This window comes from Streptomyces viridifaciens (assembly GCF_001888885.2).
GTDB lineage: Bacteria > Actinomycetota > Actinomycetes > Streptomycetales > Streptomycetaceae > Kitasatospora > Kitasatospora aureofaciens.
On record NZ_CP090841.1, the window covers coordinates 5179512 to 5198478 of the forward strand.

An 18967-nucleotide genomic window follows, 5' to 3' on the forward strand; every position below is an offset into this window, starting at 1 on the left:
TTTCGCACTGGTTGGTGGTTCCCGTGACCGGCCGGAACTATCCGGCCTCGCCCTGGTCCCACCTGAACGTGCGGACGGCCAGGAACGTGACGGCCACCGCGGTGACGGCGACGACCGAGGCGGAGAGCCACGCCGGGTGGTACGGCTCTCCGGCGGACATCTGGGTCGTCATCAGGTCCGCGAAGCACGTCGTGGGCAGGACGCTGAGGGTCTTGGCGAGGGCCGCGGGCATGAGGTGCAGGGGGAAGGCCAGGCCGCTCAGGAACAGTGACAGGAGCTGGACGAGGGTGCCCACGTTCGTGGCGGCGTCGGGAGAGGACAGCCTTCCGCCGATCAGGTAGCCGATTCCGCCGAACATGGCGAGGCCGAGGAGGGTGATGCCGAACAGGGCTGGGAGCCGACTCGCCTCGACCTTTCCCATGGCGTACGCGAGGACGAGCAGAGCGAGCGCCTGGCAGACGACCATGACGATCCGGGCGGACATGTGGGTGAACACCAGTCGCGCCCGGCCGACGGGGGTGGTTCCGAGCAGTCGGAGCGTGCCCTTGGAGCGCAGGTTGGCCAGCGGGCCGGTGGTGACGGTCAGAGCCGTGCTGGTGACGGCCAGGAACAGCGCCATCGGGATCACCAGTTGCATGAAGTCCGGCGTGCCGGAGCTCTTGGGGGCGATGGCGCCGATGGTCAGGAAGATCCCCGTCATTCCGAAGGGGAAGAACAGCGCGAAGTAGAAGTACCGGCGGTCCCGCAGGAGTTCGCGCGCGTGCAGGAGGGCCAGTTCGCGTGTGGCGGAGGAGGTGGTCACGATGCCACGCTTTCCGCATCGACGTGTTCCGCACCGACGCGTTCCGCATCGTCGGTGCCTCGGATGCCGTCGTTGCCGTCGAAGTCGGTTCCGGTGAGCCGGCGGAAGACCGCTTCCAACCCGGCCTCCTTGATCTGGATGTTACGTGCGCCGATCGGGCCGGCGAGCAGGCCGACCACCGCGTCGGAATCCGTGGTGCGGACCGTCACCTGGGTGCGGCCGTCGACGTCGTGTGCACTGAGCTGCGTGATCCCGGCCCGGTTCCGCAGGAGGGTGAGATCGCCACCGGTCGGGATGCTGAAGTGCAACTCCCGTTCGGGGGCGTGCTCGGCGATCAGGTCCGCGGGCGCTCCGCAGGCCACGACCGCACCCTTGTGGAGGATCGCCACCCGGTCGCAGAGCGCTTCGGCCTCCTCCATCGAGTGGGTGGAGAGCAGGACCGTGCCACCCGCCTTGCGGAAGTCGCGGATGGCGCTCCACAGGTCCTGCCGGGCGTTGGGGTCGAGGCCGGTCGACGGCTCGTCGAGCACCAGCACCCGCGGACGGGAGATCAGTGCGGTACCGACGAGCAGTCGCTGCCGTTGGCCGCCGGAGAGCTTCGCGACCCTGACGTTCCGCGAGTCCTGGAGGCCCATCCGGGCGATGATGGAGTCGGGGGTGTCCGGGGCGGGATAGAACGAGGCCCAGACGCGGAGGAGTTCGGCCACCGTCTGTTGTTCGAACAGGGCGGCCTGCTGCGGCTGGATGGCCACGTGTTTGCGAATTTCGTCCCGCTGACCGACCGGATCGAAGCCCAGGACGAGGACCTTTCCCTCGGTCGGGTGGCGTAAGCCCGCCAAGGTCTCGATGCTGGTGGTCTTCCCGGCACCGTTGGGGCCGAGGAGTCCGAAGACCTCTCTGTGACGGACGGTCAGGCTGATTCCCCGGATGGCGGAGATTTCCCCGTGTGGTCCCGGATAGCGCTTGGTGACGTTCTCGAACAGGATCGCTGGGTCGTGTGCCGGCATTCCGCGTCAGCCTCTCGTCGCGTCTCGCTGAGTCGGGCCTTGCTGAGTCGGGCCTTGACGGGCCGGGCCTTGATCGGCCGGGCCTTGTTGGGCCGAGTCTTTTCTGAGTCGAGTCCCGCAGCTTGCGTATTTCAGACTGGCATCAGGATGCCAACTTGGCAAGTGCTTCCTCAATTGGAATGTCGACGGGCCGCGGCGACGATCCCGAGCAGGCTCTCCTCGGCCGGCACGAAGCCCCAGCGGTTGAGATCCATGTGCAGGTAGTGCAGGAGGAGTACCTGACGGTCGACCGGATTCCCGTCCGCCGCAGCCCGGTTGAGGGTCAGTACGACGTGGTCGACGTGCTCCTCGACTCCGCGCCGAAGACGCTCGGGAACCGTCGTGCCGGTGTTCACGTCCGCGGCCCGGCGGGTGAGGAGGGCGCGCAGCTCGTCCCTTCCCGGAACGGCGGTCCTGAGCTGCCGGCCCCACTGGCGCCGGTGCGCGGCCCAGAACTCCTGCCGGTGCTCCGCCGGCAGTGCCGCGCGCACCAGGGAGTCCATGTACGTCACCGCGAGGGCCGCACGCTCCCGGAGCGGGTCCAGTGCGGCCAGGTCGTCCTCGGAGTACCAGGACGACGAGGCGGTGAACAGTTCCTCGGCCCGGGAAACGCCTCGGATCCCGCCGTACTTGGCCAGTTCGGGGGCGTACAGGCAGCACCTGACCCGCCGGCCGGCCGGCAGGCCCTGCGGTACCGAGCCGGGGACCAGCCGCTCGGTCACCACCGGCCTGCCGAGCGAGTCCATGAGTGCGACGAGTTCGGGCAGCCGGCCGTGGATGCGGTCCGCCCCCTCCTCGGAACACTGGATCCGGAGCCGGAGGTGATGTCCGGTCATGTCCCAGTAGCGGGTGAAGAACCACTTCGGGGCGGACTCCTCGGCCGCCAGACCGGCGAGCCAGGGGACCAGGACGCGGGTGGCCGGGTCCATCAGGTCCGGGTGTCCGGGATACGCGCGGACGTACCACCAGTCCACGGTCACACCTCCTTGGGCCAGTGCAGAAGGGCCGCGTGCTCGGTGACCCGGGGCCGTCCGACGGCGTCGGTCTGCGGGTGCAGGTGCCGTTCCGGCAGGGCCTCGACCATGCGGACATGGCTGGTTTCCGGGCTCAGCCACTGCCGGAGGACCCCGGCCGAGAGCGGGGACGCCAGCGAGACCCACATCGGCTTCCGGTCGCCGGTCACGCTGAAGCCGGGGAGGCCGAGTTGGTGGACGAAGACCTCCTCCGGAATGCCGTGGGCACGCCGGAACGCGTCCAGCCGGAGGGCCAGCGAGGCCTCGTCCCGGTCGCCGGGGCCGGGCCGGGGAACGGCGTCGACCGGGACGATCCACGAGGCCCTGCGAGTGACCAGCCGACCGTCCGCCAGCCGCGGCAGGGCCACGACCTCCGCACCGCAGTGCGCCCGCAGTTCGAACGCCTTGGTCATCGTGTAGTCGGAGTGCGGCGACCCGTTCACCCACGGGTCGGCCAGCACGGCGAGCAGCCGGAGGTACGACTGCAGCAGGTGCTGCGGGATGAGGCCCAGGTAGGCCAGGCCGACCGGGTCCCCGAGCCGGTCGAAGAGGGACAGGGTGTCGTCCGCCGGGTCGTGGGCGAGCACGGTCTCGTCGAGCGTGATCCCGTCGTCCGAGCCGACCTCGCCGGGCAGCAGCAGGGGCGGCAGCAGCCCGCTGCACTCGGCCTGCACGGTGTTGCAGTCCGTCCAGACCACGAGCTCCCGGCACCGGACTCCCGGCCAGCAGCGCTGGACGTGCGCGGCGAGCTCCCGCCGGAAGTCCTCGCCGAGCAGGCGGCCGAAGCGGGTGAACAGTCCGCCGCTGCCGGCGCCGAAGTGGTTGACGACCAGTCGGTACCGTCCGTCGGCGACCCCGGACCGGTCGGCCGCCTCCAGTTGGAACAGCACCCCGGCCGTCGGTGGAGCGCTGGTCGGTCCGACCGGCAGCCGGGAGCGGTCCCCGGGGTCGTTGCGGCTCACCATGTCCGCAGCCGTGGCGCGGTCGAGCGGAGGGTTCGAGTCGCCGTCCACGGTGAGCCGCATCAGGAAGCCGAGGGGATCCCGGCAGACTCCGCCCGGACCGAACTCGGCGAGGAACCGCTCCAGCAGGAGGTCGTAGACGTGGGAGCGGAAGACGTACGGCCGGATCTTGGCGCCCAGGGCCTCCAGGTCCGCACGGACCTGGGGCACCGCCAGCGGGTCCGGCAGCCGGAGATCGGTTTCCCGGTCCTCGTAGATGAGCCCGCTGGGCCTGCGTTCGTTGCGGTCACTGTGCTCGGTCCAGTCGGCGGTGATGCTCTGGAGCCGGGTCGTGGCCTCGATCCGACCGGTCACGCCGTCCCGGTGGGCGTGGGCGCCGAGCTCGTGCGCCCGGAGGAGGTCGGCGTGGGGGACGGGTGATTCGGCGCCCACCGGCTCGGCCAGGGCTGCCAGGGCCGCCAGGGGGTCGTCACCCCGCTGCCAGGGCGGGATCGGATGGAGGAGACCGGCGTCGAGCAGTCGCCGGAAGCGGGCGAACGGGTGCTCCCCGCCGAGTGTTTCGAGCAGTTCGTAGAGGGTCGTGGTTTCCGGCAACCGGCTCAGCCACGGGAGGGCGTAGTCCGCCTCGACCGTGCGGTCATGGCGCCAGATGACCCCTTCGGCGGCCGTCACCTCGCTGTGCAGCAGCAGCCCGTCGGGTTCGGTCGGGCCGCCCGGGCGAACCGGGGCGGTCCGGTACCGCAGCAGGCCCGCGGTCCGGACGTCGCGCGCGAGACGGTGCAGGGCCAGGTGTGCGAGGGCGGCGGAGGTGCGGCTGCGCGCCCGGCCCAGCCCGGTCGTCCCGGCCACTCCGACGGTGGTCAAACCCGAGAAGGGGCTGGTCTTCACCGCGGCCCGGGCGACGTAGGAGTAGAGGGTCTTCAGGTTCCTGGCCGACCCCGCCCGGCGCCGGCCGTGGACGGTCCAGTCGGGTGCCGCCAAGGCGAGGGACTCGGCGAACTCCGTCGACCGCAGTGCGTGGTCCAGTCGCTGGACGGCCCGTTCCCGGTCCTCGGCCAGCTGCTCGCCGAGTTCGGCCGCCAACTCCTGCCGGGCCAGGGTGAGTCGGATCCAGCTCTCGATGGTCGAGACCTGCTCGGGAGGAATGCGCTTCGCCAACCGCCGCAGCACCTCGGCGTCCCAGGGCAGCGGATCGAGCCGGTTGACCGCCCGCTTGCCGGCCAGGACCTTTCGGCGCAACGACACGTCGTCGTCCAGTCGGGGGACCAGGGAGAAGAGGAGTTCGGTGAGCTCGGGGGCCAGGGCGTCGAGCCGCTCCGCGCCGGCGGAGAGCTCGGACAGCAGTTTCCGGGTGGTGGGGCCGACCAGGTCGAGCGAGTCGGCGGGAAGGCCCGCCACCCGGGTCAACAGGACGGAGGCGACGGCGGTCATCGGCCCACCGCCGAGAGTGCCAGGTGGATGCTGACCGGGACGGCCCGGATCATCGAGAAGGCCAGGAAGCAGACGTAGCCGACCGAGAACAGCCCGTAGACCACGTAGGCCGCGCGGGCGCGGGTGGTCAGGTTCTCCAGGTGGGGTGGAAGCGGCTGTCGCTTGAGGATGCCGCGGAGCAGCGCGAAGGCCCGGCCGCGGGCGTTGGTCCGGCCGCTCGCGGCCTCCAGCGCGGTGTACCCGTCGCTCGGCATCAGCGGGTTGAGGTTGACGATCAGCATGAGCAGCTGCATGCCCAGCACGAAGGTCGCGGTGTGCTGCACGAATCCGGTGGAGTGGGTGGCCACCACCCCGGTGAGTCCGCAGAACACGCCGTCGCTCAGGATCCCGGCCAGCGCCAGGACGACCCTGCCGCTGCGGGCGCGGACCCGGTAGGCATCGGTGCGGTCGACGTAGGCCACCGGCATGAAGTAGAAGAGCAGCGCGACGCCGAGCCCGCGGATCGGGGCCCTGAGCATCTGGGCGACCAGGGCGTGCGCGGTCTCGTGCAGCAGGACGAGGAACAGCATCACGCCGGTGGCCACCAGGAAGGCGGGGCCGGCCAGCTGCTGGAGCGACGGTGTGGCCGTGAACAGGGTGTGGAAGCCGGTCGCGTACCCGACCAGCGCCGCGAGCACGGCGACGGAGACCAGCAGCCGTGCGGGCGCTGCGCGCAGGAGCCGGGCGACGGGTTCCAGAACGGTCGGCAGGGACTTCGTCAGTACGATCCGCGGCATCAGCATCGAGGTGCGGACCCGGTTGCCCCCGGGCTTCTCCGGCGGCTGCGAGCCTTCCAGCAGACCGCTCTTCTCCAGGCTCGCCAGGAAGGAGTCCAACTGCCGGGTGAACGCCTCGGATCCGGATCGGCCGTGGCTCGCGAAGAAGTCGACGAGGTCGTCCCTGGTGCGGGTCCCGTCCAGGTAGGTGAGCACCACCTCGCTGGCCCGGGTGATGCGGTGGTAGTTCCCGGTGACCGGATCAAAGATCAACGGAATGTCGTCCATCCCGCGGATGACTTCGAGTTCCTCCCGGAGCTTCGGTGGCGAACTGATCACTGCTCTCTGCCTCTCCCTGTACACCTGGACGCCCGGGGTGACCGAGTCGCTCCTCGGCCACCCCGGACGTGTCATTGCGGAGGATGCTGCGGGATGGTGCGATGTCCTTCCGGCCCACGGCGCTTCGCTCAGCGCCGTGGGCCGGTCGGGCCGGGCCCGGCGGGACGGTGTCAGGTGGTCACGGCCGTACGACACCGCCCGCCGGGATCGGTCAACCGATGGTGGAGGCGGACGTCAGGCTGGAGGCGGAGGTCGCCGGGCAGGACGCGGTCGACGCGGACGTCGCGCTGGAGAAGGAGCCCAGGGCGTTGCCCTGCGGCAGCTCCTCCAGGGCGAGGTCGCCCTCCAGCACGTAGAGGTCGAACTGGCCGTCGGCGGTGTTCTCGGTCATGCGGATTTCCCTTCCTTCCGTGGGGTGGTGGGTTGCGCGGGTCCGGTCAGCCGAAGGTGGAGGCGGTGCCCACGGTCGCGGCCGAGCTGCCCGGGCAGGACGCCGTGGACGCGGAGGCCGCGGAGAACCAGGAGCCCAGGGCGTTGCCCTGCGGCAGCTCCTCCAGGGCGAGGTCGCCCTCCAGGGCGTAGAGGTCGAACTGGCTGTCGGTGGTGTTCTCGGTCATGGATCGACATCCCTTCTCTGGGAGTGGTGCCTGGGGATCAGGTGTACGAGGAGAACGACGTGAACGAGGACGCGGAGGTGGCCGGGCACGACGCGGTGCCCACCGAACCCGCGGTGGAGACGGACGAGAGGGCGTTGCCGTCCGTGAGGGTCTCCATCTCGAGGGCGTCCTCGAGGTCGCCGAGCACGTAGAGTTCCAGTTCGGTCATGGGTTTCCCCTTCCTTTCCGTACTAGCCGGTGCAGTTGGCCGTCATCACGCTGCCGGCGCTGCTGGCGGGGCAGGACGCCGTCGACGCCGTCGAGGTGGTGCTGAAGGTGCCCAGCGCCACCCCGTCGGGGACCTGCTCCAGGAACAGGCCGTCCTCCGGCAGTTCGACGGTGTGCAGGTCGAGTTCCGGCGGAGTCGCGTCGTTCATCGGAATCACTCCTTCCGTTCTTCCTTGTGGATCACCGGTGGCCGGACGGCCCCGGGGGTGTGTGGGGTGGCTGCACGGGTGCGCCACCGAGGGCCAGCGCGAAGAGCTGGTGGCGGCTCGTGCCGTCACTGCGGAGCGGTCCACGGACCGAGGCGGGGATGAACCCCGCGAAGACGGTGCCGACCAGACCGGCGGCCACGGCGTCGAGCCACATCGTGTACGCGGCGGCGGACGCCCGGCCCATGAGCTTGCGGTAGCCGTGCGCCCCGTGCAGCTCGCTCGCCCGGTCGAGGTCCGCCGCTATCGAGACGATCGCCGCGGAGTCGCAGAACTCCCACTGGAGGGTCAGGTCGTGGAGCGCCTCCGGCGCCGGCAGGGGAGCCACCGGGGTGTACTCACGCTGCCCGGCGTCGAGCCCGAACATGCCGGGCTCCAGTCCGTCCAGCCGGAAGGCCACCACGTCGACCTGCAACGCGGACTGCTCCTGCTCCTGCGGCCAGGAGTCGGCGTCGGCCCTGATTCCGCGCGCGACGACGTCGGCCAGTAGGGCGGCGGGAACGGCGTCGGGGCTGAAGAACCGTTCGGACCTGCGCCTGCGGAGTGTCGTCAGCAGGTCCGTCCGGGGCCGGTCGACCGGGTCGAACCGGGTGGGCGGCCGGAGTGGACTCGGCGCCGACCGTTCGCGGGCGGGGCCCGGCGCGGAGCCGGCGGTCGTCCTGAAGGCGCCGATGAGTTCCGCTGCCAGCTCGTGCGGGCTGCTCACCGATTGCCTCCCAGGTCGATGACCGCCGTGATCGGTTCCACATCGGGGTTGATCCCGAGCCCCGCCGCGATGCCGTCGTCGTCCCAGTGCGGGCGCAGGGCGAGGCCGAGGCCCAGGGTGCGGGCGGCTTCGCGGGCCGTGGCCTGCGCGCAGCCGCTGTCCAGCAGGACGATGCGCAGGGCGAACGCCGAGTACTTCTGGGCCACTTTGGGGAAGTCGCCGGTCAGGACGACGGTCGCCGGTGAGTCCCCGGGGACCGTGCCGATCCCGGAGGAGAGCCTGGCGAGCCGGTGTTCCGTCGCCACGTACCCGTAGATCCCCGGTTCGACCCCCGGCACGTCACGGACCACCGCGTAGGCGGTCACCGAGCCGATGTTGCCCCCGCTCGCCGTCCACCGGGCCACCCGCTCCGCACTGTCCGCCCGGATCCCGGCGGTGACGGACAGCAACAGCGAGAGCGTGCCGGCGGTCGGCTCCGAGGGCGGCCACTGCCGTGACAGCCGTTCGTGCGAGGGCGGCGGAAGCTCGACGGCCGGCGCGACCGGCCAGGTGCGCGAGACCCGTTGCAGTGCGAGGTTGGAAGGCTTGTAGTGCATCTGATGGGCCTTCAGGTCGGCGAACTCCTTCGGCGGCATGGCCACCGAGGCCTCGAACCGGGTCGCCAGCGAAGCGCGCTCCGCGGTCGGCCCCTCGGCGATCGAGCAGCGTGGGCAGCCCGGCCGCGTCGCGGAGGAGGTGTCCCGGTGCGCCAGGGTTTCGAGGTCCACCAGCCTCCAGCGCATCGGCAGCGGGGACGGTGTCGTCCGGGAGACCGCCGCGAACAGGTCGCGGGCGAACAGCGCGACGGCCAGCTCGACGTCGCCGTCCAGGGGCGTACGCTCGTCGGTCTCGTCGTCCACGGTGAGACAGTCCAGGCACGGAGTCGTCCGCGGATCGACGAAGGGGCCGAGGGCAGCCCGGCGACCGCTCAGCCGCAGGCGCAGCAGTGGCACCCCCTTGTTCCAGCAGTGTGCGGCCAGCGCCTGGCGGCGGTCGGCGGGGGCGTGGTCGTCCGGGGTCTCGATCAGGACGGCGAGGGTCGTCCCCGCCGAAGGGAGGCAGTCGTCGCCCACGGCGGCCGGGACCGAACCGGTGAGCTCGCGGCGGAGCAACCCGGACACCGTGGCCGGGCCGAAGACCTCCACCCGCGTGGTCTGGAGCCGGGCGGCCGCCTGCTCCCAGGCCGGATTGGCCTCGGTGGCGCTTCCCACCCGGGACAGGAAGTCGGCGAGCTCGTCCTCGACTTCCCGGGCCAGTGGCCGGTCGGGCGGCCCCTCCTCGACCACGCCGCACGTCCACAGCAGTGAGAGCGCCTTGAAGACGACTTCCTCGGGCCGCCCGAGTTCACGGGCCAGCTCGTCGTGGTTCCGGGTGCCGTCGAGCCGTTCCAGGAGCGCGGGGAGCAGATCGGTGGCCGACCTGCCGCGGAACAGCTGCTTCTTCGGCGTGCCCAGGACCACCACCTGATCGGGCTCGTAGCCGACCACCAGTCCGCGGCGCAGGCGGGGATGCCGCGGTACCCGCAGCTGGGGGTCGAACCGTGCTGCCGTGCCGATGGTTTCCGCGGTGATCACAGGATGGTCGCCGGTAACCACAGGGTGGTCGCTGGTGATCACAGGGTGGTCGTTCAACGGGTCCGCCCTTCACCGAGCGCGGCGAACTCCGGCCAGAGCGCGTCGCGAGTGGATCGGGTGCGGCAGCGCGGGCAGCGGTCGACCGCCAGCACCGAGGCCTTGCTGGTGGCTCCGCTGATCTGGTCGAACCGCCGTACGGTGCCGCCGATCCCGTTGCTCGGCCGCGGGTCGAACACCTCGTGGACGGCCTGGCGGGCGAAGCCCACGGCGATGCCCACGTGGTGCTCCGGGTGACCGGACGGGTGCCGGTCGTCGCCGGCCGTGGCGTGCTCCGGGCGCTTGTGCTGGTTCCGGCGGCGTTCGAAGCACTGGTGGCAGGCGGTGCGGCCGGGGACCACCACCGGTCCGCACTGGACCTCCGTGGCGCTGGTGCGCACGGCGAACCACGGGCGGCGCCAGGCGAAGGAGGCCCGGTCCAGGGCCTCGGCGATGCGGGGGCGCTCATGGGAGGTCGCGAGCACGATCAGGTCGGCGGACGGCCACAGGCTCGGATGCGTCCCGTCGTCGATCTCCTGCAGAGCGGTGCGGTGGAGCCGGCTCAGGCGGGCGGCGACGCTCTTGCCGAACGGTCCTGAAGCGAGGACGAGCAACTGGGGGTTCATCATGGTCGGTCCTCACGCGAAGGGCTGCGGACAGGGATTGACGTCTTCCTCGTCGTGCACGGGCAGGCCCATGGCGCGGGGAGCCCGGTAGAGGCGCGGGTGGGCGAGGTACCGGGCCCGGTGGGCGAAGGAGAGCGGCATCAGCTGCGGCACCAGCACCCGGACGACGGTGGCGCCGACCTGCCGGGCCTCGTCGGTGGTGATGTCCACCACCACGACCTCGCAGCCGGCCAGGCTCATCCGCCGCAGCAGCCAGGGGAGTTCGGGGGAGCCGGCGGCCGGGCGGGGGAGGTCCGCCAGGTTCCGGACCGGGCGTTCGCCCTCGAGCAGGAAGTCGAACCGGTGTCGCTGGTCGCGAGGCCCGGCCCGCAGGGCTCCGCCGATCACGCTCAGCGTGTCCTCGGGCGCTTCCGGAGGAGCTCCCCGGCCCGAGAGCGAGCGGAGCGCGATGCGCAGCGAGGCGGCCTCCCGGTACAGCTTCGCGATCGCCCGGCCCGGATCGACGTCGCAGGTGGCGACCACCAGCTGGGCCAGGGCCCGGTCGTGGTCGGCCAGTTGGAGCCCGTAGACGACCGGGATCCCCAGATCCGTCGTGGCGTCGAAGAGCAGCGTGCGGATGTTCTCCGAGGACGCCCGTTCGGCGTACTCCCGGTGTTCGGGGAGCAGTTGGTCCGGGCTGAAGCCCAACCGGGGAAGTCGCAGCCGCTGGAGCCAGGTCAGTGCGATCGAGTCGCGTTCGACGACCTCCAGCAGTCCGTTGGTGACTGCTGCGAGCGGATCCGAGTGGGTGGCGCAGCCGGTGGAGACGGGGTGGAGGTAGCGCTCGGACGCGGACTCCGGAGAGCACTTCAGATAGACCTGGACGGCGGGCACGTACACCTTGCGGTTACGGGCGAAGGACCAGCCTTCGAGCCAGCGGAGCGGTACCCGTGGGTCGGCGGGCGCCAGTCCGCAGCGGGGGTCGGCGAGTTCGGTGGGCGAGCAGTTCGGCCACTCCCAGGGCGGTATGGCGTCGTCGCCGAGCTCGGCCGCGGTGGCCCAGATCATGTCCGACGGGTCCCAGGCGCAGGAGGAGTACCGTTCGAGGGACTCGGCCGCAGCCAGGTGGGCCGCCGTCTCGCGGTCCAGGGCGCCGCCGGCGCCGTCGAAGTTGCCGGAGGACGGGTCGTGCGCCCACTCCGCCTGGGCCGAGAGGACGGCTCCCGGATTCCCCAGGGAACCGGAGAAGATCGGGAAGTCGGGCTCCCCTTCGGTGACCGGCAGCCAGGTCAGCCTGGAGACCAGGCCGAACGGGGAAACCAGCTTCCCCATGGCGAGCAGGGATTCAGGAACGGCCCTATTCCCGGGTGCCTTGTCAGACGTTCTCATCCTTATCCTCTTTGCTCGTTCGTGACCTTGACCGAATCCCGCCGGGGATCAAGATCTTTGCTGCGATGAGGGGTGGGAGTTCGGTGCATGTAGACGGTTGAATTCCGCTTCGTATCGGAACTCGTCGCTTCGAACACCCTGCTCGACTCAGCCACTGGCGGGATGGCGCTCGGCCTGGTTGACTCCTCCGCAGTGGCATCCAATTGACAGAGCTCCTGCTTTGTGGTGAGCGCCTTCACTCCCTACACGCGTCGGACCCGCAGGGGCGCTGCTCGGGAGTCGCAGGTTTTTTCGATCGGGCCAAGACGGGGATGGCGGGGGATGACGGGGATACGGCTCGTGGACGAGGCGTTCGACGACGGGTTCACCCAGTTCGTCAAGGAGGTCAGGCCGAGGCTTCGGCGCAATGCGTTCGTACTGGTGGGGGACTGGTTCGAGGCGGACGACCTGGTGCAGCGCACACTGATCGCCGTCTACCGGCGCTGGGACCGGCTGGAGCAGCGCGACGATCTGAACGCCTACACGAGGACGGTGATGGTGCGGCAGTTCATCAGCGAGCGCCGGGGGCATCGCTGGTCCCGCGAGTTGATCCAGAACCCCTTGCCGGAACCGGAGCCGGCTCCGGAGGACGTCGCCTGCGTCGGCGACCGGGTCCTGTTGCTCGGCGCGCTCGCCGAACTCGCGCCCAGACAGCGGAGCCTGGTGTTTCTGCGGTACTGGGAGGACTTGAGCATCGAGGAGACGGCCCGGACCGTGGGGTGTTCGCCCGCTACCGTCCGGAGTTCCACATCACGGACGTTGCGCATTCTTCGGGAGCGTTTGGGGGCTCTTTACTCGGACGACACGGCCTGATTCGACAGCCGAGGGAATTGTCCGCAGGGGTGGATGTTTCCGCGTCGACCGTCGAGCCCGGAAGAGAAGGCGGGGGACGGAAGGCGGAAGGCGGAACGGACGCCGCCCGGGTGATCCGGCGGAGCCGGGAGCGGTCCCGGCGTGCGCCCGACGGCAGCCGACTACCAGGAATGTCCCCCGTCGGGGAGGCTCACCGGGAACCCCGCTCCGGGCCGCCCTCGGCGGACGCCTTGCGGACTTCGGCGACCAGTTCCTCGTCGCTGAGATCGGGAATCGGCGCGGGGGCGGAGCCGAGGACGGACTTCAGGAGACGGCGTAGCGGCTGCTCGCCTTCCCGGCCGTCACCTGAAAGAGGGTGGTGCTGGCTGTTGCCCATGATTCATCCGACCTGGAAAACCTGGCTCGCACATGACTGTGGAAGCGTACTCGCGTTCGGCGGCGCTACTGCGGAAGCATCTGAAACTGGCACGCATTTCACCGGGGGATGCCACCGCGCACCACGGGGCCTGCCCGCGGGGACTGCGACGCGACGCGTGGGGCGAGCGGCGTGGGGCGACCGCGACCGCGACCGGCGCGCGCCCGATCGCCGGACGGCGGCAGGTGGCGGGGCAGGAGGGGGCGGGCGAGGATCGGGGGGACCGTACGGACCCCTGAGGGCGGTGGACGCGGATGGCGGAGCAGGTGGGGGAGACCCGGGCGGAGCTGTCGGCGCGGCTGAACTGGCTGCGGGCGGCCGTGCTGGGCGCCAACGACGGTGTGGTGTCGACGGCCGGGATCGTGACCGGGGTGGCCGGCGCGGCCGGTTCCCGTACGGCGCTGCTCGCGGCGGGGGTGGCAGGGCTGCTGGCGGGGGCGATGTCGATGGCGGTCGGCGAGTACGTCTCGGTCAGCACCCAACGGGACACCGAGCGCGCCGCGTTGGAGAAGGAGCAGCGCGAGCTGACCGAGGACCCGGAGGGCGAGCTCGACGAACTCACCGACTACTACCGGGACAGCGGGCTCGCCGCCGGCCTGGCCCGGGAGGTGGCGGCGGCGCTGACCGAGCGGGACGCCCTGGCGGCGCACGCGCAGACCGAACTGGGCATCGACCCCGAGGCGTTGACCAATCCCTGGGAGGCCGCGCTGGCCAGCGCGGCCGCGTTCACCCTGGGCGCGCTGGTGCCGCTGCTGGCGGTGATGCTGCCGCCGGAGTCGTGGCGGCTGGGGGTGACGGTGGCCGCGGTGGTGCTCGCGCTGACCCTCTCGGGCTGGACCAGCGCCCGGCTGGGCGGGGCCGGGCCGGGGCGGGCGGTGGTACGCAACGTCGCGGGCGGGCTGCTGGCGATGGCGGTGACGTACAGCGGCGGCGTGCTGCTGGACTACGTCACCGGGTGAGGCGCTCGGGACGGTGCGCCGGCGGGTGGCGCTCGGGCGGAGGCCTCCACGGCGGCGTGTGTTCGGAGCGGCCGCGCGCGGGACGGATGCGCTCGGGAGGCGGGCTCCCGTGCCCTGTGTTTGTGTGGCTGCAAACCGCTTCGGAGAGGTGAAGTGCCGTGACCATGCCCCCGTTCGGATCGAGTGACCCGTTCTCCGACCTGCTCAGCCGGTTCTTCGGGATGAGTCCGCTGGCCTCCCCGCCCGCCGTGCAGCGGGTGCCGATCGGGCGGTTGCTCAGCGAGTCCTCCCAGGAGCTGCTGGGGCTCGCCGCGCGGCGCGCGTCCGAGGACGGGAGCAGCGACCTCGACACCGCGCACCTGGCCTGGGCGGCCAGCCGGGTGGAACCCTCGCGGCGGATGCTGGAGCGCGCCGGCGTCGACCCTGACCAGCTGTCCGAGGCCCTGGAGCACGCGCTGCCGTCCGGGGGCCCGTCCTCGCCGGACGGCCGGCCCGCGCTCACCCCCTCGGCCAAGCGCGCGCTGCTCGCCGCGCACGCCCGTTCGCAGGCGGTCGGCGCCTCGTACATCGGCCCGGAGCACATCCTCGGCGCGCTGCTGGAGCAGGAACGTTCCGGCGCGGGGACGGCGCTGCGCAACGCCGCGCCCTCGCAGGAGGCGCTGAAGTCGGTGCTGGAGGGGCGCGGCACCGGCGGTGAGCGCAGCAGTGCGGGGGCGCAGCCGAGCGGGACGCCGACGCTGGACGAGTACGGGCAGGACCTCACCGAGGCGGCGCGCTCCGGCCGGCTGGACCCGGTGGTCGGGCGGGCCGAGGAGATCGAGCAGACCGTCGAGATCCTCTCCCGGCGGACCAAGAACAACCCGGTGCTGATCGGCGAGCCGGGGGTGGGCAAGACCGCGATCGTCGAGGGCCTGGCGCAGCGGATCGTCTCCGGGGACGTGCCGCAGAGCCTCAAGGACAAGCGGGTGGTCACCCTCGACCTGACCGCCCTGGTGGCCGGCTCCAAGTACCGGGGCGAGTTCGAGGAGCGGCTGAAGAGCGTGATCGACGAGGTGACGGCGGCCGGGAAGAGCGTGATCCTCTTCCTGGACGAGCTGCACACCGTGGTCGGCGCGGGCGGTGGCGGCGAGGGCTCGATGGACGCCGGCAACATCCTCAAACCGGCTCTGGCGCGCGGTGAGTTGAGCGTGGTCGGTGCCACCACGCTGGACGAGTACCGCAAGCACGTGGAGAAGGACGCCGCGCTGGAGCGCCGCTTCCAGCCGGTGCTGGTGCCGGAGCCGACCGTCGAGGAGACGATCGAGATCCTCCGGGGGCTGCGCGACGCCTACGAGGCGCACCACCAGGTGCGGTTCAGCGACGAGGCGCTGGACGCGGCGGCGACGCTCTCCGACCGCTACGTCAGCGACCGCTTCCTGCCCGACAAGGCGATCGACCTGCTGGACCAGGCCGGCGCCCGGGTGCGGCTGCGCAGCCTGACCGGCTCCACCGAGGCGACCTCCGTGCAGGACCGGATCACCAAGCTGAGGCGGGAGCTGGACGAGGCCGTGGCGGACGAGGAGTTCGTACGGGCCGCCAACCTGAAGACCGAACTGCGGCAGACCGAGGACGAACTGGCGGCGATCTCCGAGTCCCGCGAGGAGGTCGTCGACGTGACGGCCGACGACATCGCGCAGGTGCTGTCCTCCCGTACGGGCATCCCGGTCGCGGAGCTGAACGCGACCGAGAAGGAGCGGCTGCTCAAGCTGGAGGAGCACCTGCACCAGAAGGTGATCGGCCAGGACGAGGCGGTCACCGCCGTCGCCCAGGCGGTGCGCCGCGGCCGGGCGGGGATGGGTGACCCGGAGCGGCCCACCGGTTCCTTCCTCTTCCTCGGGCCGACCGGCGTCGGCAAGACCGAGCTGGCCAAGGCGCTGGCCGCGCTGCTGTTCGGAGACCCGGACCGGATGATCCGCTTCGACATGAGCGAGTTCCAGGAGAAGCACACCGTCTCCCGGCTGGTCGGCTCCCCGCCCGGGTACGTCGGCTACGAGGAGGCCGGGCAGCTGACCGAGGCGGTGCGGCGCAAGCCGTACAGCGTGCTGCTCTTCGACGAGGTGGAGAAGGCGCACCCGGACGTCTTCAACCTGCTGCTCCAGGTGCTGGACGACGGGCGGCTGACCGACTCCCAGGGGCGTACGGTCGACTTCCGCAACACCGTGGTGATCATGACCAGCAACATCGGGTCGCAGCGGATCCTGGACCGCTCCGGGAACGTCGACCCCCGGAGCGGAGCTCCCGACCAGGCACTGCGGGACGACCTGATGCGGGACCTCCGCCAGCAGTTCCGGCCGGAGTTCCTCAACCGGATCGACGAGGTGATCGTCTTCCACGCACTCACCCGCAAGGACCTGGTGTCCGTGGTCGACCTGCTGCTGGAACGCACCCGGCGGCGGCTGCGGGCCCAGGACGTGCGGCTGGACGTCACCGACGCGGCCAAGGAGTTCCTGGTCAACCGCGGCTACCAGCCGGAGTTCGGGGCCCGGCCGCTGCGCCGGACGATCCAGTCCGAGCTGGACAACCGGATCTCCAACCTGCTGCTGGACGGCACCGTGCGGGAGGGGGACACGCTGATCGCGGACGTCAGCGACGGTGAGCTGGTGGTGACGCTGGCGCGGCCGGAGCCGTCGGCGACCTTCGAGCAGGCGGAGGAGAGGGCGCAGGCCGCGGCGGAGGGGGCGTAGACCGCGGCGGGGAGGGCGCAGGCTGCGGCGGAGCGGGCCGAGGGCTGGGCCCTCTCGTGCTGCCCTTCGGTTCGGGCGTACTCCAGCGGGAGTACGCCCGAACGCCACTGGTGGAGGACGCGCGGGGGCGGGGCGCGGGTCTAGCCTTCCGGGCATGATGCCGCCCACGTCACAGCCGCCGGAGCCGTCGCCGGTGCCGCCGTCGGAGTCCCCGTCGGGGGCGTCGCCGCCGTCGCTGTCGTCGTCGTCGCCGTCGCCGGGTGGGCCGCCCGAGCCCTGGCGCCCGCCGTGGGTGCGCGCCGCCCGGGCGGGCCTGCCGGTGGGGCTGGCGGCGGTGGTCGCGCTGGTCCAGGTGGTCGGTTCGGGCTTCGCCGCGCGGCACCAGGGCGAACGGGTCCCGCTGGACGCCTTCGGCTACCTGTTGCTGCTGGTCGGCCCGGCCCTGCTGGTGCTGCGCGGCCGCCGGCCGGTCGCGGCGGTGGCGGGGACGTCGGTGGTCACCGCCGCGTACCTGGCCGCCGGGTACCCGTACGGGCCGGTCTTCGCGAGCTGGGTGATCGCCTGCTGCTCGGCGATCGGCCGCGGGCACCGCCGGGCGGCGTGGGCGGGGGTCGGCGGGGTGTACCTGGTGCACGTGCTGGCCACCTTCGTCCTGCCGGACGGCTGGCAGCGCGCGCCGCGGTCGAAGTTCGTCTGGCAGGAGGAACTCGGGCTGCTGGCCTGGCTGTTGCTGGTGCTGGCGATCGCCGAACTGCTCCGCTTCCGGCGCGAGCGGATCGCCGCCCACCGGGCCTACCGGCAGCAGCTGGATCAGCGCCGGGCCAACGAGGAACGGCTGAAGATGGCTCGGGAGTTACACGACATCCTGGCGCACAGCCTGTCGCTGATCAACATCCAGGCCGGGGTCGCGCTGGCGCTGCTGGACCGGCGGCCGGAGGAGGCCCGTACCGCGCTGGTCACCATCAAGTCGACCAGCAAGGAGGCGCTCGGTGAGGTCCGCCAGGTGCTCGCCACGCTGCGCGGGCCCGGGGAGGCGCCGCGCGGGCCCGCTCCGGGGCTGGGGCGGCTGGACGAACTCACCGAGCAGGCCGACCGGGTGGGCCTGGCGGTCGAGGTGCTGGAGGACGGTGAGCGCCGCCCGCTGTCCGCCACCGTCGACCTCACCGCCTTCCGGATCGTCCAGGAGGCGCTGACGAATGTCATCCGCCACTCGGTGGCCCGGGAGGCGGTCGTGGTGCTGGACTGGCGGGACGCCGCCGTGCTGGTGGTCCGGGTCGAGGACCCGGGGCCCGCGGTGGTCGGCGACGCCGGCGGGTCCGGCAGCGGACTGGTCGGGATGCGGGAACGGGCGGCCGCGTTCGGTGGCACCATCACGGCGGGACCGCTGCCGGGCGGCGGCTTCCGGGTCCGGGCGGAGCTGCCGACACCGAAGGCGGAGAGCGATTGATTCGGGTACTGCTGGCGGATGACCAACTGCTGGTCCGGGCGGGCTTCCGGGCCCTGCTGGACCTCCAGGACGACCTCACCGTGGTCGGCGAGGCGGACGACGGCGAGGCGGCGGTGCGGCTCGCCCGCGAACTGGTGCCGGACGTCGTGCTGATGGATGTCCGGATGCCCCGGATGGACGGGCTGGAAGCGACCAGGAGGATCGCCGAGGACCCGGCGCTGTCCTCCGTACGGGTGGTCGTGCTGACCACCTTCGAGCTGGACGAGTACGTCTTCGAGGCACTCCGGTCGGGTGCGGCGGGCTTTCTGGTCAAGGACACCGAGCCGGCCGACCTGCTGCGGGCGGTCCGGGTCGCGGTGGCCGGGGACGCGCTGCTCTCGCCGGGCGTGACCAGGCGGCTGATCGGCGAGTTCGCGGCCCGTTCGAAGGGGCCGGAGACGGCTCCGGAGGGGCTCACGGACGTCTCGGTGCTGACCGAGCGGGAGCGCGAGGTGCTGGCGCTGGTCGGGATGGGGCTGTCCAACGAGGAGATCGCCCGGCGGCTGGTGGTCAGCCCGCTGACGGCCAAGACGCACGTCAGCCGGGCGATGGTGAAGCTCGGGGCGCAGGACCGGGCGCAACTGGTGGTGCTGGCCTACGAGTCGGGGCTGGTGCGGCCGGGCTGGCTGGGCTGACGGGGCAGTCGGAGCAGTCGGCGGGGTGGGGCCGGCTCCCCGCGGCTACTCCCGGCCCGGCGTGTCGCAGGACGGCCGTACTCTCCGGGGAGTATCCCAACTGCCGCTGC

19 protein-coding genes are annotated in these 18967 nt (G+C 71.7%); 5 read left to right on the top strand and 14 right to left on the bottom strand.

Going from position 1 to position 18967, the window contains the following annotated elements; genetic code table 11:
- Positions 1–37: 37 nt before the first annotated feature.
- From BOQ63_RS30335 to BOQ63_RS30395, 13 genes are all read right to left on the bottom strand, one after another.
- Positions 38–802, bottom strand: coding sequence for an ABC transporter permease (locus tag BOQ63_RS30335; protein WP_197697997.1), 765 nt, complete (start codon positions 800–802; stop codon positions 38–40).
- Entirely contained in the window at positions 799–1809 is a 1011-nt protein-coding gene (locus BOQ63_RS30340) for an ABC transporter ATP-binding protein (protein ID WP_072655268.1), read from the bottom strand. The genes BOQ63_RS30335 and BOQ63_RS30340 overlap by 4 nt, the downstream gene beginning before the upstream one ends.
- A gap of 170 nt (positions 1810–1979) precedes the next feature.
- A complete protein-coding gene (locus BOQ63_RS30345) occupies positions 1980–2828 on the bottom strand; it encodes a thiopeptide-type bacteriocin biosynthesis protein (RefSeq protein WP_143174801.1) in 849 nt (282 codons plus the stop codon).
- Complete coding sequence (locus tag BOQ63_RS30350; protein WP_072655269.1) at positions 2825–5254, bottom strand: lantibiotic dehydratase family protein; 2430 nt, start codon at positions 5252–5254, stop codon at positions 2825–2827. The genes BOQ63_RS30345 and BOQ63_RS30350 overlap by 4 nt, the downstream gene beginning before the upstream one ends.
- Positions 5251–6348: a zinc metalloprotease gene (locus tag BOQ63_RS30355; RefSeq protein WP_050366804.1), complete on the bottom strand. Its 1098-nt coding sequence runs from the start codon at positions 6346–6348 to the stop codon at positions 5251–5253. The genes BOQ63_RS30350 and BOQ63_RS30355 overlap by 4 nt, the downstream gene beginning before the upstream one ends.
- Before the next feature lie 211 nt (positions 6349–6559).
- Positions 6560–6739, bottom strand: coding sequence for a thiocillin family RiPP (locus BOQ63_RS30360; protein ID WP_030288756.1), 180 nt, complete (start codon positions 6737–6739; stop codon positions 6560–6562).
- Positions 6740–6785: 46 nt separating this feature from the next.
- On the bottom strand, positions 6786–6965 hold the full coding sequence (locus tag BOQ63_RS30365; RefSeq protein ID WP_030288754.1) for a thiocillin family RiPP: 180 nt from the start codon (positions 6963–6965) through the stop codon (positions 6786–6788).
- Positions 6966–7002: 37 nt separating this feature from the next.
- Positions 7003–7173, bottom strand: coding sequence for a thiocillin family RiPP (locus tag BOQ63_RS30370; RefSeq protein WP_106973767.1), 171 nt, complete (start codon positions 7171–7173; stop codon positions 7003–7005).
- Positions 7174–7195: 22 nt separating this feature from the next.
- Positions 7196–7381 (bottom strand): thiocillin family RiPP, encoded by a 186-nt coding sequence (locus BOQ63_RS30375; RefSeq protein WP_030288753.1) that lies wholly within the window; start codon positions 7379–7381, stop codon positions 7196–7198.
- A 31-nt stretch (positions 7382–7412) separates the two neighbouring features.
- On the bottom strand, positions 7413–8144 hold the full coding sequence (locus BOQ63_RS30380; protein ID WP_050366805.1) for a nitroreductase family protein: 732 nt from the start codon (positions 8142–8144) through the stop codon (positions 7413–7415).
- Positions 8141–9757, bottom strand: coding sequence for a hypothetical protein (locus BOQ63_RS30385; RefSeq protein WP_030288749.1), 1617 nt, complete (start codon positions 9755–9757; stop codon positions 8141–8143). Before BOQ63_RS30385 ends, BOQ63_RS30380 begins: the two co-directional genes overlap by 4 nt.
- A 53-nt stretch (positions 9758–9810) precedes the next feature.
- The gene (locus BOQ63_RS30390; protein ID WP_072655271.1) at positions 9811–10422 is read right to left on the bottom strand and encodes a TOMM precursor leader peptide-binding protein; all 612 of its coding nucleotides are present in this window, start codon (positions 10420–10422) and stop codon (positions 9811–9813) included.
- 9 nt (positions 10423–10431) lie between these two features.
- Complete coding sequence (locus BOQ63_RS30395; protein ID WP_051747171.1) at positions 10432–11730, bottom strand: YcaO-like family protein; 1299 nt, start codon at positions 11728–11730, stop codon at positions 10432–10434.
- Between the two features lie 396 nt (positions 11731–12126).
- Between BOQ63_RS30395 and BOQ63_RS30400 the strand changes: the two genes are divergently transcribed.
- Entirely contained in the window at positions 12127–12639 is a 513-nt protein-coding gene (locus tag BOQ63_RS30400) for a SigE family RNA polymerase sigma factor (protein ID WP_094743019.1), read from the top strand.
- A 190-nt stretch (positions 12640–12829) separates the two neighbouring features.
- Here BOQ63_RS30400 and BOQ63_RS30405 read toward each other — a convergent pair whose 3' ends face one another.
- Positions 12830–13015: a hypothetical protein gene (locus BOQ63_RS30405; RefSeq protein ID WP_033348160.1), complete on the bottom strand. Its 186-nt coding sequence runs from the start codon at positions 13013–13015 to the stop codon at positions 12830–12832.
- Positions 13016–13308: 293 nt separating this feature from the next.
- Here BOQ63_RS30405 and BOQ63_RS30410 point away from each other — a divergent pair, with 293 nt between their 5' ends.
- The 4 genes from BOQ63_RS30410 (at position 13309) to BOQ63_RS30425 (ending at position 18857) form a co-directional block, all read left to right on the top strand.
- On the top strand, positions 13309–14013 hold the full coding sequence (locus BOQ63_RS30410) for a VIT1/CCC1 transporter family protein (RefSeq protein WP_030288744.1): 705 nt from the start codon (positions 13309–13311) through the stop codon (positions 14011–14013).
- A 164-nt stretch (positions 14014–14177) separates the two neighbouring features.
- Positions 14178–16736, top strand: a complete 2559-nt coding sequence (locus BOQ63_RS30415) for an ATP-dependent Clp protease ATP-binding subunit (protein WP_370863331.1) — start codon at positions 14178–14180, stop codon at positions 16734–16736.
- A 154-nt stretch (positions 16737–16890) separates the two neighbouring features.
- Positions 16891–18183 carry a sensor histidine kinase gene (locus BOQ63_RS30420; protein WP_499504593.1) on the top strand — a complete coding sequence of 431 codons (1293 nt, stop codon included), beginning with the start codon at positions 16891–16893 and terminating at the stop codon, positions 18181–18183.
- Positions 18180–18857, top strand: a complete 678-nt coding sequence (locus BOQ63_RS30425; protein ID WP_072655272.1) for a response regulator — start codon at positions 18180–18182, stop codon at positions 18855–18857. The genes BOQ63_RS30420 and BOQ63_RS30425 overlap by 4 nt, the downstream gene beginning before the upstream one ends.
- Positions 18858–18967 lie beyond the last annotated feature (110 nt).

What these genes read in the sequence shown, in the direction of transcription:
- BOQ63_RS30410 (WP_030288744.1), top strand. Translation starts at nt 13,309, where the DNA reads ATGGCGGAGCAGGTGGGGGAGACCCGGGCGGAGCTGTCGGCGCGGCTG.
- BOQ63_RS30375 (WP_030288753.1), bottom strand. Translation starts at nt 7,381, where the DNA reads ATGAACGACGCGACTCCGCCGGAACTCGACCTGCACACCGTCGAACTG.
- BOQ63_RS30415 (WP_370863331.1), top strand. Translation starts at nt 14,178, where the DNA reads ATGCCCCCGTTCGGATCGAGTGACCCGTTCTCCGACCTGCTCAGCCGG.
- BOQ63_RS30340 (WP_072655268.1), bottom strand. Translation starts at nt 1,809, where the DNA reads ATGCCGGCACACGACCCAGCGATCCTGTTCGAGAACGTCACCAAGCGC.
- BOQ63_RS30390 (WP_072655271.1), bottom strand. Translation starts at nt 10,422, where the DNA reads ATGATGAACCCCCAGTTGCTCGTCCTCGCTTCAGGACCGTTCGGCAAG.
- BOQ63_RS30360 (WP_030288756.1), bottom strand. Translation starts at nt 6,739, where the DNA reads ATGACCGAGAACACCGCCGACGGCCAGTTCGACCTCTACGTGCTGGAG.
- BOQ63_RS30365 (WP_030288754.1), bottom strand. Translation starts at nt 6,965, where the DNA reads ATGACCGAGAACACCACCGACAGCCAGTTCGACCTCTACGCCCTGGAG.
- BOQ63_RS30420 (WP_499504593.1), top strand. Translation starts at nt 16,891, where the DNA reads ATGATGCCGCCCACGTCACAGCCGCCGGAGCCGTCGCCGGTGCCGCCG.
- BOQ63_RS30370 (WP_106973767.1), bottom strand. Translation starts at nt 7,173, where the DNA reads ATGACCGAACTGGAACTCTACGTGCTCGGCGACCTCGAGGACGCCCTC.
- BOQ63_RS30350 (WP_072655269.1), bottom strand. Translation starts at nt 5,254, where the DNA reads ATGACCGCCGTCGCCTCCGTCCTGTTGACCCGGGTGGCGGGCCTTCCC.
- BOQ63_RS30395 (WP_051747171.1), bottom strand. Translation starts at nt 11,730, where the DNA reads ATGGGGAAGCTGGTTTCCCCGTTCGGCCTGGTCTCCAGGCTGACCTGG.
- BOQ63_RS30405 (WP_033348160.1), bottom strand. Translation starts at nt 13,015, where the DNA reads ATGGGCAACAGCCAGCACCACCCTCTTTCAGGTGACGGCCGGGAAGGC.